Source organism: Pseudogemmobacter faecipullorum, assembly GCF_020539525.1.
Classification (GTDB): Bacteria; Pseudomonadota; Alphaproteobacteria; order Rhodobacterales; family Rhodobacteraceae; genus Pseudogemmobacter; species Pseudogemmobacter faecipullorum.
The window spans coordinates 163,430-178,578 of the sequence record NZ_JACDXX010000007.1; the positions used below are offsets into that span (position 1 = coordinate 163,430).

Sequence of the window (15,149 nt, forward strand, 5' to 3'; positions counted from 1 at the left end):
GCGGTACGGATGGGCCCAGCCGCCGCGCAGGAAGCGGCGGCGGCGCCTAGGCGCGCGTGGGTCGGGAGGGCAACCTGGGGCCTGAGCTGACGGATTTCGCGTTGTGCTGCACTGCCCCCCATGCGACTAAATTCTCCAAAGCGGGACAGAGCAGCTCCGGCTGCCAGAGAGAGGCTGTTGTGATGAGCAAGGATGCATTGAGCCAGCTGCTGAGCGAGCGGGACTGGCTGATGGCCGATGGGGCGACCGGCACCAATCTTTTCAACATGGGTCTCGAATCCGGTGAGCCGCCGGAATTCTGGAATGTTGACCGGCCGGACAATATCCGCAGCCTCTATCGCAATGCTGTCGAGGCGGGTTCGGATATTTTCCTGACCAATACTTTTGGCGGCAATGCCTCGCGGCTGAAGCTGCATAATGCGCAGAGCCGTGTGCATGAGCTGAACCGGGTCGGGGCGGCGCTGGGGCGCGAGATTGCCGATGCCTCGGGCCGCAAAGTGGTGGTGGCGGGCTCGGTCGGGCCAACCGGCGATATTTTTGAGCCGATGGGCACGCTGACCCATGCCCTGGCGGTTGAGATGTTCCACGAACAGGCCGAGGGGCTGAAAGCGGGCGGGGCTGATGTGCTCTGGGTAGAGACGATCTCGGCCCCCGAGGAATATCTGGCCGCGGCCGAGGCGGCAGAGCGGGCCGATATGCCCTGGGTCGGCACGATGAGCTTTGACACCGCCGGGCGGACGATGATGGGCGTGACCTCGGCCTCGATGGCGGCGCTGGTCGGCAAAATGGCCCGCCCGCCGTTGGCCTTTGGCGCCAATTGTGGCGTTGGCGCCTCGGATCTGCTGCGCACGGTGATGGGTTTTGTCGCCACGGGCAGCGCTGTGCCGGTGGTGGCCAAGGGCAATGCCGGGATCCCGAAATATCACGACGGGCATATTCACTATGATGGCACGCCCGCGCTGATGGGCAGCTATGCGGTTCTGGCGCGCGACGCGGGGGCGCGGATTATCGGTGGCTGCTGTGGCACCATGCCCGAACATCTGCGCGCCATGCGCCGGGCGCTGGAGGAGACACCGCCCGGACCGGCCCCCTCGCTGGAAGAGATTGCGGCAAAGCTGGGCGCCTTTTCTTCGGCCTCGGATGGCACCGGCGATGATGCCCCGCCAAAGCGCGAGCGTCGCGGCCGTCGCGGCTGAGCCCTGCTGCGGGCACCCTGTCTGACAGGCCAGCACCCGCGGATCTTATGGCGGACCGGGCAGCGTGTCCGGCCACCGCTGCATCAGCCTCGCGCTTTCGCGCCTGATCGGGATGCTGGCGAGCTGCGGGCCAGGTTTTCAGCGGCGGGATTGACTGCGGTCTGCAGACTGTGTCCGGAGCGGGGGCAGTAAGGCCCGGGACATGGTCAGAAGCGCGGCTGGCCTTGCAGCCTGTAGGGCGGGGCGTGCGCGCCGCCTTGTGACAGTAGAAGCTATATGGAGCAGCAAGCGCATCGCAGCGATAGCTGAACCGGGGCGCGGTCCCTCTGTAGCGCCGAACTGTTTTGCGTGAAATTTGCCCGGCTATATAAAGGCAAAGCAAGGGTCTTGCTGACACCGGGGCGCGGGCTTCTCCCCTGATTGGGGGCGGGGGCTTTGTCGGATTTAGCCTGCTTCGGGCGGATGCCGCGCATTTGTGAGAGCAGGGGCTATGATGGGCCAGCCGCATCACCTGGTCTGTGGCGGGCGTCAGGCCTCAGCGCTGAAATATCAGACTGTCTGAGACTGCCTGGCTGACCAATCCAGCGCGACAGCCTGTGGGCCTGTCAGGCGGCAAGGCCTGACAATGGCCGACATCCGGGTCTCCAGGCCTTTATCCTGGCTGTCGACTTCCTCGATCAGCTGACGATCAGCTGACGAAATGCCCCCGACCATAGCTGTTTCAGCCAGCCCCAAAGCCAGTTCCGCCGGGGCTGTGCGCCGGGGCGGAGGAACTGCATCACGCAATCAGAACATCCGGAGGAATACGTCCGAACCTGCCAGGTGGTTGAGGGCTTGTGGCCGATGTCGCCGCAGTGAGATGTGTCCTCACCGCTCACCGCTCACCGCTCACCGCTCACCGCTCACCGCTCACCGCTCACCGCTCACCGCTCACCGCTCACCGCTCACCGCTCACCGCTCACCGCCCACCTCGCGCCCGGGGGCTCGCAGCCGGTCCGGGCGGCACTGACCAGCGGCCAGGCGATGCTGCTTGAGTTACAGCCGGGCCTGCCGGGCGGAGAGGGTAAAGCAAAAGGGACCAGAATCGCGGCGATCCGGTCCCTTTTACAATCTGCTACTCCGGCCAGGTCGGGGCCGGGCCGATGCTCAGCGGCGTTTGCCTTTGCCAGCCGGGCCGGGCGCCGAGCCCATGCCGCGGGCAGCCTCGGCAGCGGCGCGCAATTCCTCGGCAATTTCATCGGCCTCATCGGGATCGAAATCCAGTGGCAGTTCAACGCCACCCTCTGCCTCGACGTAAATCCGTACCATTCCGGCGTCGGTCGGACCGATCTGCAGATTTGCGGCGATCTCGCTTTGCTTATTGATACTCATTCTGCCCTCCGGCTCTGGATAAACCCGACTAGCGCCGCAAGGCTTTGTCTTCAAGACGACATTTCTCTTACATTCCCCTCTTGCAATCCCTCGCGACGGGGGGTATCTCGCCCCCAGTGCCGCTTTAGCTCAGTTGGTTAGAGCGCTAGATTGTGGATCTAGAGGTCCCCCGTTCGAGCCGGGGAAGCGGTACCATCTCCCTTCAGATTTATATTTGCTAAAGCCGCTCAGGGCTTGTGTGAATCGCGGTTTATGCCCCGGTATTGCCTTGCATATCTTTGCACGCGTTCCGCCTGGCCGTAGAGGGGCCGCGCCATCTGCGGCCTGCACAGGACGCTGGCAGGAAGAGCGCCTGCTGATATTGCCTGGCATCTTTGCGAAACTGTCTGTCCTGCGCAGTTTGCCCTGTGTCACCTCCCAGCCGGAGCTGCGCTTTCGCTGATCAGGGCCCGTCCCGCCCCGGGGCAAGGCACAGCGTCACTTGCGCGCGCTTTCCCGGAGGGATGATTGCGCAGGCGATTCGCCGGAGCACTATGTAATTGTGATTGCAAAACCTGACCCGCAGCCCCGCATTCCAGAGCTGACAAACGCCTCGTGATCCTTTCTTCTGTGAAAGCCAGACCATTCCGGAGGAAAAGATGCGTCCGACCATCCCGCTCGTCAGCCTTGGCTTTATTGCCTTGCTTGCCGTCAATCCGGCTGCCGCCGCGCTTTCGGGCTTTTATGACAGCGGCGAACAGATCGCGGCTTTGCTCGCCTCGGCCGAGGCAGGCGAAGCTCTGTCGCAACTGCCGGTGCGGGGGCTGCAGTTCCGGGAAGTGACAGAGGACGGGCATCCGGTCTGGGGGATCAGCACCGACAGCTGTGAGCTTTCGGTGGAACTGCTGCCGCAGTTGCCGGAAGCGGTGGGCAAGACCACCTACAAAGTTCACCATATCAGCGCATGTGAGTGACAGCCGCAGCTGCACCAGGCCGGGCCGGTCACGCCTGAGTATGATTGCAGGCGGGCTGGCCCCGTGCAAAACCGCCCCCGGGGACCGGCCCGCCTATGTGCCGGGTTCAGAACGCCTCCCGCCTTGTCACGCGCGCGGCGGCAGCTATGGTCGCAGCCCGTTCCAGGCACGCGCTCCGGAGGATTCGCATGAGTACCGCCCGCATTTCCGAAATTATTGCTTCTGAAATCAGTGCATTGCCACGGCAGGTCGTGGCTGCGACGGAATTGCTGGATGGTGGGGCCACCGTGCCCTTTATCGCGCGCTACCGCAAAGAGGTAACCGGCGGGTTGGATGACACGCAGTTGCGCCGGCTGGAGGAGCGGCTGGTCTATCTGCGTGAGCTGGAGGCGCGGCGCAAAGCGATTATTGGTGAGATTACCAGCCAGGGGAAGATGGACGAGGGGCTGGCGAGGGCGATTGCCGCGGCGCAGACCAAGTCTGAACTGGAGGATATCTACCTTCCCTATAAGCCAAAGCGCCGTACCAAAGCGATGATCGCGCGCGAGGCCGGGCTGCAGGGCCTGGTGGATGCGATTCTTGCCGATCGTAAGGCCGATCCTTCGGCCCTGGCGGCGGGCTATCTGACGGATGGTTTTGCCGAAGCCAAAGCCGCGCTTGAGGGGGCGCGTGATATTATCGCCGAGGCGCTGGCGGAAAATGCGGCTTTGCTGGGCCGTTTGCGCGAGCATATGCGCAAAGCCGGGCGTTTGCGTGCCACGGTCGCGCCTGGAAAAGAACAGGCCGGCGCTAAATTTTCGGATTATTTCGATCATAGTGAAGCCTTTAAAGACGCGCCTTCGCACCGGGTTCTCGCCATGTTGCGTGGCAGAAATGAAGAAGTTCTGAATATCGATCTGGAAACTGATCCCGAGGCGCCGCGCGGCGAATCGCCCTCCGAGCGGGCCTGCGGTGCGGTTCTGCAGGCCTCGGGGTCGGGGCCGGGCGATAAATTCCTGCGCGATGCCGCGGCCTGGGCCTGGCGGGTAAAGCTGAAAACCACGCTGACCCTGGATCTGATGAGCGAGCTGCGCGAGGCGGCCGAGGCCGAAGCTATCCGGGTTTTTGCCCGCAATCTCAAGGATCTGCTCCTCGCGGCCCCGGCAGGCGGCAAGGCGACGATGGGGCTTGATCCGGGGATCCGGACCGGGGTGAAAATTGCGGTGACGGATGCTACCGGTAAGGTTTTGGCAACTGATACCGTCTATCCTTTCCAGCCTAAGAACGATCTGCGCGGCGCTCAGGTGGCGATCGCCAGGCTGATCGGCACGCATGGGGTGAAACTGATCGCGATTGGCAATGGCACGGCCTCGCGCGAGACGGAAAAGATGGTGGCAGACCTGCTGGCGCTGCTGCCAGCGGGTGAGGCGAAACCGCTGAAAGTGGTGGTCTCAGAGGCCGGGGCCTCAGTCTATTCTGCCTCGGAGCTGGCAGCGCGCGAGTTTCCGGAACTGGATGTCTCGCTGCGCGGCGCGGTTTCGATTGCACGGCGGCTGCAGGATCCGCTGGCAGAACTGGTAAAGATTGAGCCGAAGTCGATTGGCGTCGGCCAGTATCAGCATGATGTCGATCAGCACCGCCTGGCAAAAAGCCTTGATGCGGTGGTCGAGGATGCGGTGAACGCGGTCGGCGTGGATGTGAATACCGCTTCGGCGCCGTTGCTGGCCCGGGTCTCGGGCCTTGGCCCCTCGCTTGCCGAGAGCATCGTGACGCATCGCAATACCAATGGCCCCTTTGTCAGTCGGCGTGAGCTGCTGAAAGTGGCAAGACTTGGCCCGAAAGCCTATGAGCAGGCCGCAGGATTTTTGCGGATCACCGATGGCAAAGAGCCGCTGGATGCCAGCTCGGTTCATCCCGAAGCCTATGAGCTTGCCCGAAAAATCATCGCTGCCTGTGGCCGCGATATCCGGCAGCTGATGGGGGATGGGGCGGCTTTGCGCCAGCTGAATGCAGCGCAGTTCGTCGATGAAAAATTCGGCCTGCCCACGGTAAAGGATATTCTGGCCGAGCTGGAGAAGCCCGGACGTGACCCCCGCCCGGAATTCAGGACTGCGAGCTTCACCGAAGGGGTTGAGACGATCTCGGATCTGAAGCCGGGCATGGTGCTGGAAGGAACGGTGACCAATGTGGCCGCTTTTGGCGCCTTTGTGGATATCGGGGTGCATCAGGATGGTCTGGTGCATGTCAGCCAGCTTGCGGATAAATTTGTCAGTGATCCGCATGAGGTGGTGAAGGCGGGCGATGTCGTGCGCGTCACCGTGGTTGAGGTAGATGTCCCGCGCAAACGTATCGGGCTGACGATGAAAAAAGATGGCGGTGCCTCGGCTAAGGTGCAGCGCGAGGAGCGGGGCAGCCGGCCGGATCGGGGGGCAAAGCCCGGTGGCGGGCGCGCTCCGACCTCGGCCGCGCCGCGTGACGCCGCCACAGGTGGTGGCGCTTTTGCCGAGGCGCTGAAGGGTAAGTTCGGGCGCTGAACTGATTTGCTGCGGGGCCCGGGCCACGGGTGGCAGGGCCTGCGAGGTCAGCCTGAGGGGCCTGGCAGGAAGTTGTTCGGCGCTGTCGGGTGAGGGCGCGTTTCTGGCAACCCTCTCCAGAGGAGTGCCTGCTGAAAGCTGCTGCGGGGCGCGGCTGTGACGATTCCAATCGAAGGGAGCGTGTCGGGGCATGGCTTCGGCGCGGTGGGCGGGACTTGCTGATGTAAGATGCAGGATGATGCTTTGCGCAGGTGATGGAGCGGTCTCTTTCGAGCAGCGCTCTTCTCTGAGGGACTGTCCGTAAGTCAGCTGGCGCCCGGGGCCTGTTTCGCAGCGGGGGCTGAGAGGCGAGGTATGGCCGAGGCCGGGAGCCCAGGCCCGGTGTGGTGCCGTGGGTCTGGCGCAGCACGCTCCTGAAGCACGGCCCGGGGGCGCAGTGCGGGTCCCGGGCTGTCACAGATTGCGCCACTGTTGCACCTGGCGGTGCAGCGGCGGGCGCTGTGGCTGCCAGATGTTAGCTTTCCTCCGGCAGTCTTTCCCGCTCAGCGCGGCGGAGAGGGCTCATGCAGCGGATCATTTTGCACTGGACCGGCGGGGGTTATCAGCCTGGCCCCGCTGATCTCAGCCATTATCACTATATTATCGATGGCAGCGGTGCGCTCTGTGCCGGGCAATTTCCGGTCCGTGCGAATCAGCCGCCTTTGCAGCCTGGCCGCTATGCCGCCCATACACTGAATGCAAATTCCGGTGCGATCGGCCTGGCTCTGGCGGCGATGAAGGGCGCGCGCCAGCAACCCTTTCATCCCGGCCCGGCCCCGGTCCGGCCCACCCAGCTCACGGCTCTGGCCGGGCTTTGTGCCGCTCTTCTGCACGAATATGGCATTCCGCTGCGGCGTGAAACCGTGCTGACCCATGCCGAGGTGCAGCCGGTGCTGGGCATCGTCCAGCGCGGCAAATGGGATATCACCTGGCTGCCGGGGATGGAGCGGCCCGGTGATCCGGTCCTGGCTGGTGACAGGCTGCGCCAGATGATCGGTGTGGCCTGGCAGAAGGGGGCGGCGCTGCCCCCGGGCCTGCGTCCGCTGGCGGGCGGAGGCAGCGCAGAGCAGAAAACCCGCGAAGCAGCAGCGGCGGCGGCCGTACAGCAGAACCCCGGGGAGGGCAGAAGATGAACGCAGTGCTGGCAAGGATTGTGACCCGTTATCTGGCCGGGGCGCTGGTCGCCTGGGGCCTGCTCGATCCCGGCACGGCAGCCGAGCTGACACTCGATCCGGATATCGCGGTGATTCTCGGCGCGGTCTTCGCCTTTGTGACTGAAGTCGCTTACGGATTTGCGCGCCATTATGGCTGGGAGCGCTGAGCCATCCGGCGGGGGCTTCGAGCCGGGTCGCGCGACGGCAAGCCGGGCATCTTCCGGCGCGCGACAGAGCGGCTCCGCGCCCCCTGTCAGAGCCTCACAGGGCGTTGCGGGGGTTTTGTGCCCCTGAAAGCACATATGTTGATTAAAACTATAAATTTTTAGCCTATGATGTTCTGTCTAATGTTGACCAAAATTCTGAGGTTTGATTTTGAGACCAGAGCTGCGGTCCTGCCTCCTGCCACAAGGGGCGTGTCTCAGCCGCAGCAAGCCACTCCCAGCCAGCTGTGACCCATGTCCGGAGCGGCATTGCCGGCCGGCATTCCATCACTCGAGGGGCTTATGCGCGATTCTGACAGAACCAATTCCGGCGGTGAGCGTTCGCTCCGCCCGCTCCCTACGCTTGGGCTTTTGCCCGTTCTCGCCGTTTCGGTAGTGGTCGGGGGCGAGGTTCAGGCGCAGGAAACTGCCCGGAACGAGGCACTCGGGACGATCACGCTGCAGGCTGGCGGTCAGGGCGGCGAGGCGGCGAACAGCCTGAAAGTGACCGAAGGCTCCTCGGTCAAGCTGACGGCACCGCTGATCAATACGGCGAAAACCGTGCAGGTGATCACGCAGAAAGAAATTGAGCAGCGCGGCGCTTCTTCGGTTTATGATGTTCTGCGCACCACGCCTGGCGTGACCCTTGGCACGGGCGAGGGCGGCAATCCGATGGGGGATCGCCCCTTTATCCGCGGCTATGAAGCCTCGACCGATATGATGGTTGACGGGGTGAGGGCGCTTGGCCGGAACTCGTACGAAGCCTTTAACCTTGAGCGCATCGAACTGGTGAAGGGCGCGACCGGCGCCTATGCCGGACGTGGCGCCACCGGTGGCTCGCTGAATATGGTCTCGAAATCGGCCCGTCTGGGGGAGGCGTTCAACCACGCCTCACTGAGCTTCGGCAATGCCAGCCAGAAACGTGCGCAGCTCGACAGCAATATGGCGCTCAGCGAGACAGTGGCGCTGCGGCTGAACCTCTATGGTCAGGATGGCGAAGTGCCGGGCCGTGGCGGGATCAAAGACGATAAGCTGGGCTTTGCCGCCGGTGTGACGGCGAAGGTTTCGGATGCTACCACGGTCAAAGCCGGTATGTATTTCAGCTCGGCTGACAGCACCCCCTCCTTCGGCATTCCGATGGCAAATGATGCCTATCGTGATCTGACCGGCGATACGTCCTATGGCACGGGCACCGCAGCCGATCCCTATCGCCCGCTGGATTATCTGGATCACAGCCTGTTCCGCGGCCTCTGGGACCGTGATTTCCGTAAGGTCTATAATCGCAGCCTGGCGCTGGGCGTCGAGCATGAGTTTGACAATGGCCTGACCTTCGAGGCCGGTCTGACCCGGATCTCAAACCAGCAGGCCTATATCGTCACCCGTCCGACCCTGGTGGATTCGAATGGGGATGCACCAGGTGGCGATCTGCTGTTTGACCGCTCAAGCCGCAGTGGTCACCGCACCAATGTCGTTGAGGCGTTTAATGCCAGCCTGAAGGGCGAGCATGAGCTGGGCGGGATGACCCATAGCTGGGTGATTGGTACCGAGATCAGCGTTGAGAAGCTGCGCTCGGGTTCCATCACTGGCATCGGCGGCGGCTCGATGCGCACGCCGGACTGGGAAAATCCCAACCCGAATGATTTCGTCGATATGAGCGGCATGAGCTACGGCCCGCTGGGCGAACCGGTGGTGACGCGGTCGCAGTCGCTCTATCTGTTTGATACGGTTGACATCAACGAGCAGTGGATCGCCAATTTCGGCCTGCGCCATGAGAAATTCAGGGTGGATCAGAAATCCAATGGTCTGAGCCGCAAGGATAATATCTGGAGCTATCAGGCTGGCCTCGTCTATAAGCCGGCGGCGAATGGCTCGATCTACGGGTCGTTCTCGACCTCGGCCAGCCCCTCGGGCCAGTGTGCCGGTCTTGCAGGGGGCTCGGAAGGGGCCGGGGCCTGCACGCTGACCGCAAGCAACAGAGATCTTGCGCCTGAGAAAACCCGTTCGTTTGAGCTGGGCACGAAATGGGACTTCTTCAGCGACCAGCTTTCCTTCACCGCTGCGCTGTTCCGCACCGAGAAAACCAATGCCCGGGTCTCGGATCCGCTTGGCGTGACCGCGACCGTGGGTGAAAACCGGGCGCAGGGGCTGGAACTGGGGCTGAGTGGCCAGATCAATGATCAATGGGCGGTTTCGGCGGGCTATACCTATACCGATGCTAAAATCGTGGATGGCGGTGCGGTGAATACCGGCACCGGCAGTGCGCCGGTCTGGGTGGATGGTCTCTATAACGGCAATCAGATGCATTACATCGCGAAGCACAGCTTCTCGCTCTGGAGCACCTATAACATCGACAGCGCCTGGACCATTGGCGGCGGCGCAACCTATGTGGGCAAGCGCTATACCAATGCCGAGAACAGCGGCCTTCTGCCGGCCGCCTGGCGCGTCGATATGATGGCCGCCTATCAGCTGAACGACAAAGCCAGCGTGCAGCTGAATGTGAACAATCTGTTCGATGAGGTGATTTACGATGCCTCGCATGTCGGGCTTTTTGCCAATGTTCAGGCGGGCCGCAGTGCTTTGCTGAAGTTTAACTACGAGTTCTGAGGCCCGGGCCCCGGAAAGACCAGAAAGGGCGGCCTCTGGTCGCCCTTTCTCATCTGAGGAAATATGCTATCCTGACTGAAATACTTAACTTCTTTCCGCGCCGCGCCTGTAAAGGGGCCATCCAAGACGGAGCCTGAGATGCTGGTCACCATTCCCGATCTTCTGACCAAAGAAGAGCTTGCCTATATCCGCCAGGTGCTGGAGGGGACGCCCTGGGTCGACGGGCGCAGCACCGCCGGGGAGCAGGCGGCCCAGGTGAAGAAGAACCTGCAGGTGCCGCCCGACAGTGCCGAAGGGCGCGAGCTGGCCAATATCGTGCTGCGCGCGCTGGGCCGCAATCCGGTCTATTCCTCGGCGGCGCTGCCGCTGCATGTGCTGCCGCCGATGTTCAACCGCTATGATGAGGGGATGACCTTCGGCGCCCATGTCGATGGCTCGATCCGGGTGATCCCCGGCACCGGCCAGCGCATCCGCACCGATGTCTCGACCACGATCTTCCTGACCCCGCCCGAAGATTATGACGGGGGCGAGCTGGTGGTGCATGATACCTATGGAAAACATGAGGTTAAACTGCCCGCTGGCCATGCGGTGGTCTATCCGGCCACTTCGCTGCATTCGGTCAATCCGGTAACGCGCGGCTCGCGCTGGGGCTCTTTTTTCTGGGCCCAGTCGATGCTGCGCGACGACTGGCAGCGCCATATGCTTTATGATCTCGATCAGTCGATCATGCGCATCCGCTCGATCCTGGCCGATGATGATCCGGCGGTGACCGGGCTGACGGCGCATTATCACAATATGATCCGACACTGGGCCGAGATGTAAGCAATGCGCGCTGCCTTTGAGATCCCGCCCGATGTGGTGGCGCTGTGTGATTATGAGCGGCTGGCGGGGGCGCGGCTCGATCCGATGGTCGGGGCCTGGCTTGAGGGCGGCGCGGCCGACGGGCTGAGCCATGCCGCTAATCTTTCGGCCTGGGGGCAGATCGCGCTCGAGGGCCGGCTGCTTGCCGATCTGCGCGGCGCCTCGACCGCTTTATCGCTTTTGGGCATGGAGCTGGCGCATCCGCTGCTGCTGGCGCCGGTGGCCTATCACCACCTGGCCCATCCCGGCGGCGAGGCTGAGACCGCGCTTGGTGCGGCGGCGGGCGAGGCGGTGTTTAGCTTCTCAACCCTTGCCTCAACCCCGCTGGCCGAATTTGGTGCCGAAGCCCGGGGGCCCTGGTGGTTTCAGCTCTACTGGCAGCACCGGCGCGAGGATAGCCTGGCCCTGATCCGGGCGGCCGAGGCCGCCGGGGCAGGGGCGATCCTGCTGACCGCAGATGCGGCGGTGAAATTACGCAATACCGAGGCGCGGATCGGCTTTCGCCTGCCCGAAGGCGTCAGGGCGGTGAATATCGCCGGTTTCGCCCAGGCCCCGGTCAGGGAACAACCTGGCCGCAGCCCGGCCTTTCTCGGTGCGCTGGAAACTGCGCCGCGCTGGCAGGATATAGCCTGGCTGCGCGGCGCGACCAGGTTGCCGCTGATCCTGAAAGGGGTCAGCAGCCCCAGGGATGCGCTGCTTGCCGCAGAGGCCGGTTTCGATGCGATCGTGGTCTCGAACCATGGCGGGCGGGCGCTGGACACTCTGCCTGCCACCGCCCGGCTTTTGCCACGCATTGCCGATGCGCTCCAGGGGCGGCTGCCGATCCTCGCTGATGGTGGCATCAGGCGCGGCAGTGATGTGGTGAAGGCGCTGGCGCTGGGGGCGACGGCGGTGATGATTGGCCGGCCACAGCTGCATGCGCTCAGCGTCGGCGGCGCGCGCGGTGTGGCGCATATGCTGAGCATCCTGCGCGCCGAGCTGGAGGTGGCCATGGCCCAGACCGGCTGTGCCAGTCTGAAAGCGATCAGCCCCGATCTGATCTGGCGGGACTGATCTTCCGCTTGCTTCTGCCCCCGGCAGGAGGCGAGGCGCGCCAGGGCGGCGCGCGGATCGTTTCAGGCGTAGCGCTCAATCGAAAGGTCGGTCGCGTCGATATCGGGGGTCTTGCCCGAGACGATATCGGCCAGCACCCGGCCCGAGCCGCAGCTCATGGTCCAGCCCAGCGTGCCATGCCCGGTATTGAGAAACAGCCCCGGGATCTGCGTGCCGCCGATCACCGGCGTGCCATCCGGCGTCATCGGCCGCAGCCCGGTCCAGAACGAGGCCTGTTTCGGATCGCCGCCCGGGAACAGATCCATCACCGAATGCTCCAGCGTGCGGCGGCGCTTTTTATCCAGCCGGTCATTAAAGCCCGAGATTTCCGCCATGCCGCCAACCCGGATCCGGTCGCCCAGACGGGTGATCGCGATCTTATAGGTCTCATCCATAATGGTCGATTCCGGGGCACGGGCCGGATCGGTGATCGGGATGGTCAGCGAATAGCCCTTAACCGGATAGACCGGCAGATCAATGCCCAGCGGCTTCACAATATCGGGCGAGTAAGAGCCGAGGCTGACCACCACCGCATCGGCGCGGATCGTGCCCTTATTGGTCACCACACCGGAGGCGCGGCCACCACGGGTCAGGATCTTCTGGATCTCTTCACCCCAGCGGAAGGTGACGCCTTTCTCCTCGCAGAGACGGGCCAGCTCATTGGTGAATTTAAAGCAGTCGCCGGTCTCATCAAGCGGGGTCTGCAGGCCGCCGACGATGCGGTCGCGCACATGGGCGAGGGCGGGCTCAACCGCGATGCAGGCCTCGGGATCGAGCAGCTCGCAGGGGATGCCATCGGCTTTCAGCGCCTTGACGTCTTTTGCCGAGGCGTCGAGCTGGGCCTGGGTGCGGAACAGCTGCAAAGTGCCCTTCATACCCTGGTCATACTGAATGCCGGTTTCCTCGCGGATCTGGGCAAAGCTTTCGCGCGAATAATCGGCGATGCGCAGCATACGGCTTTTGTTGATCGCATAGCGCGCCGCGGTGCAGTTGCGCAGCATTTTGAACAGCCAGGAGATCATCCTGGTGTCGATCTTCAGCTTCAGGATCAGCGGAGCATGCTCCATCATCACCCATTTGATCGCTTTCATCGGAATGCCAGGCGCTGCCCAGGGGCCGCAATAGCCAAAGGAAACCTCGCCCGCATTGGCGAAAGAGGTCTCAAGCGCCGGCCCCTCTTCGCGGTCGATCACCGTCACCTCATGCCCGGCTTTCGCCAGATACCAGGCCGAGGTGATCCCGACAACGCCGCCGCCCAATACGATGACTTTCATCTTTTTTCCTGCATTCGCTTTTCCGGGAACCCGCCCGGGCTGCACGACAGGATGCCCGGATTTTCGTCGAATGTCCTTCGCATATGCGCAAGATTATGCGATATATGATGCCTTACATATATTTTCATGCGTAGGGCGCAATTTCATGTCAGAGCTGGATCGTATCGACCGGGCCTTGATTCGGGCTTTGCGCCGCAATGCCCGGATGACCAATGTGGCGCTGGCGCAGGAGGTGGGCCTTTCTCCCTCGGCCTGTCTGCGCCGGGTGCAGCTGCTCGAGGAAGAAGGCGTGATCCGCGGCTATACCGCGCTGATCGCGGGCCAGGCGGCGGGCGAGGGGCATGTGGTGATTGTGCGGATCTCGCTGTCGCGCCAGACCGAGGATATTCTGAACGCTTTCGAGGCCGAGGTGCTGAAACATCCCGAAATCCGGCAATGCTATCTGATGACCGGTGAGGAGGATTATCTGATCCGGCTCGAGGCCGAAAATCCCGGCGATTATGAGCGGATCCATAAGGAAATTCTGTCGCGCCTGCCGGGGGTGACGCGGATCAACTCAAGCTTTGCCATCCGGGCGGTGATCTGAGGCCAGGATCTGAGATCAGGATCGGAAGCGCTGACCGCGACATAAAACAGGCCCGGCAGCCGCACTGCCGGGCCTGATCATTCTGTCAGCCGAAGCGGCTTACATGCCCATTTTGATCAGCTCAAACTCTTCGAGCAGACGTGCGCGCAGATCCGGATCCATCGGCGTTTGCAGGAAGACGGTGCTGTCGATCGGATCGAGGAAGGCGCCTTTCAGTACCTCTGGCGAGACCGCATCGGTCGCGGCTTTATTGGTATTGGCATAGCCAATGGCCTCGATGATCGAGGGCAGGCTTTCGACGGCATACATCGAATTGACCCAGTCATAGACCTTATCCTCATTGCCCGGGCCGTCTTTGATATTGACGAAGCCGCAGAAGAACGAGGTCGAGCCCTCTTTCGGGGCGCGGTTAAACCCGACCGGGAAGCCCTCGGCCTGCAGAATGGCGACCGGGTCATTCCAGGACCAGGAGACCAGAACCTCACCCGAGGCCATCATCTGCGCCAGCTCGGAGGGGTCAGACCACCAGCTGCGCACCTGGGGGGCAGCCTGACGCAGCCAGTCGGCCGCGGCGGTGATCTGCTCATCGGTCACCTCATCCCAGGAGGTGGTGCCGGTGGCGAGGAAGCCGAGCGCCCAGACGTCATCGGAATTGTCCGAGATTGCGATACGGCCAGCATATTTCGGGTTCAGGAAGACGTCGAGCGAGCCGACATCCTCTTCCGGCACTTCGGTCTTGTTATAGGCGATGGCGGTATAGGCGAAATCATAGGGCAGGAACCAGACGCCGCCCTCATCCTTGATGTGATGCGATGCAAACAGATGCGGATCGATATTGGCGAAAGCCTCAACTTTTGAAGTATCCCAGGGCTCAATCAGCCCGGCTTCGCGGTAATTCGGCACGGCGCCGGGGCAGGGGTGGACCACATCGGCCTTAAAGCCCGAGGCGACCTTCTGGAAGGCTTCGTCATCATCGGCATAGAAAGAATAGGTCGGCTTCTGCCCGTGTTTTTCAACATAGGGTTTGAGCGCGCCGTCGATTTCCCATCCCGCCCAGTCAAAAATGGTCAGCTGCGGGTCCGCGGCCCGGGCCGCGCCTGCAAGCGCGATAAGGGAAGCTGCTCCGGCGAAATAGCTTATACAACGGGACATGTAGGCTCCTGAATGCGAGGAAAAAAGTCAGGCATGAAACCAGAATTCGCAGCTGTGCAGACGCAAATCCGGCGGTGAGGGAATCTGTACTAAGATGACGCTATTGCAGGAAAAAAACTGAAACAAGCATGGATCGCAGCGCGCTTTGGCG

General features: G+C 62.7%; 12 protein-coding genes and 1 tRNA gene. 10 read left to right on the top strand and 3 right to left on the bottom strand.

What is annotated here, in order from left to right; genetic code table 11:
* Window positions 1-182: 182 nt before the first annotated feature.
* Window positions 183-1,196 (top strand): betaine--homocysteine S-methyltransferase, encoded by a 1,014-nt coding sequence (bmt, locus tag H0485_RS09555; protein WP_226935142.1) that lies wholly within the window; start codon window positions 183-185, stop codon window positions 1,194-1,196.
* 1,146 nt (window positions 1,197-2,342) lie between these two features.
* On the opposite strand, the gene H0485_RS09560 is transcribed toward bmt, so the two are convergent.
* Window positions 2,343-2,567 carry a DUF6324 family protein gene (locus H0485_RS09560; RefSeq protein WP_226935143.1) on the bottom strand — a complete coding sequence of 75 codons (225 nt, stop codon included), beginning with the start codon at window positions 2,565-2,567 and terminating at the stop codon, window positions 2,343-2,345.
* A gap of 118 nt (window positions 2,568-2,685) precedes the next feature.
* On the opposite strand from H0485_RS09560, the gene H0485_RS09565 reads away from it, so the two are divergent.
* The 8 genes from H0485_RS09565 to H0485_RS09600 all read left to right on the top strand — a co-directional run bounded on the left by H0485_RS09565 (window position 2,686) and on the right by H0485_RS09600 (window position 11,947).
* Window positions 2,686-2,762: transfer RNA gene (locus H0485_RS09565), tRNA-His, on the top strand.
* A gap of 443 nt (window positions 2,763-3,205) precedes the next feature.
* Window positions 3,206-3,520 carry a hypothetical protein gene (locus H0485_RS09570; protein ID WP_226935144.1) on the top strand — a complete coding sequence of 105 codons (315 nt, stop codon included), beginning with the start codon at window positions 3,206-3,208 and terminating at the stop codon, window positions 3,518-3,520.
* Between the two features lie 188 nt (window positions 3,521-3,708).
* Window positions 3,709-6,033 carry a Tex family protein gene (locus H0485_RS09575; protein WP_226935145.1) on the top strand — a complete coding sequence of 775 codons (2,325 nt, stop codon included), beginning with the start codon at window positions 3,709-3,711 and terminating at the stop codon, window positions 6,031-6,033.
* Window positions 6,034-6,596: 563 nt separating this feature from the next.
* Complete coding sequence (locus H0485_RS09580; RefSeq protein ID WP_226935146.1) at window positions 6,597-7,205, top strand: N-acetylmuramoyl-L-alanine amidase; 609 nt, start codon at window positions 6,597-6,599, stop codon at window positions 7,203-7,205.
* A complete protein-coding gene (locus H0485_RS09585) occupies window positions 7,202-7,393 on the top strand; it encodes a hypothetical protein (protein WP_226935147.1) in 192 nt (63 codons plus the stop codon). Before H0485_RS09580 ends, H0485_RS09585 begins: the two co-directional genes overlap by 4 nt.
* Window positions 7,394-7,732: 339 nt before the next feature.
* Window positions 7,733-10,033, top strand: a complete 2,301-nt coding sequence (locus tag H0485_RS09590) for a TonB-dependent receptor (protein WP_226935148.1) — start codon at window positions 7,733-7,735, stop codon at window positions 10,031-10,033.
* Window positions 10,034-10,171: 138 nt separating this feature from the next.
* Window positions 10,172-10,855, top strand: coding sequence for a Fe2+-dependent dioxygenase (locus H0485_RS09595; RefSeq protein WP_226935149.1), 684 nt, complete (start codon window positions 10,172-10,174; stop codon window positions 10,853-10,855).
* Window positions 10,856-10,858: 3 nt separating this feature from the next.
* Entirely contained in the window at window positions 10,859-11,947 is a 1,089-nt protein-coding gene (locus tag H0485_RS09600) for an alpha-hydroxy acid oxidase (protein WP_226935150.1), read from the top strand.
* A gap of 62 nt (window positions 11,948-12,009) precedes the next feature.
* Here H0485_RS09600 and H0485_RS09605 read toward each other — a convergent pair whose 3' ends face one another.
* Entirely contained in the window at window positions 12,010-13,305 is a 1,296-nt protein-coding gene (locus H0485_RS09605) for a D-amino acid dehydrogenase (RefSeq protein ID WP_435531491.1), read from the bottom strand.
* 100 nt (window positions 13,306-13,405) lie between these two features.
* Here H0485_RS09605 and H0485_RS09610 point away from each other — a divergent pair, with 100 nt between their 5' ends.
* Window positions 13,406-13,846 carry an Lrp/AsnC family transcriptional regulator gene (locus H0485_RS09610; protein ID WP_226935151.1) on the top strand — a complete coding sequence of 147 codons (441 nt, stop codon included), beginning with the start codon at window positions 13,406-13,408 and terminating at the stop codon, window positions 13,844-13,846.
* Window positions 13,847-13,945: 99 nt separating this feature from the next.
* Here H0485_RS09610 and H0485_RS09615 read toward each other — a convergent pair whose 3' ends face one another.
* The gene (locus H0485_RS09615) at window positions 13,946-14,998 is read right to left on the bottom strand and encodes an ABC transporter substrate-binding protein (protein WP_226935152.1); all 1,053 of its coding nucleotides are present in this window, start codon (window positions 14,996-14,998) and stop codon (window positions 13,946-13,948) included.
* Window positions 14,999-15,149: the final 151 nt, after the last annotated feature.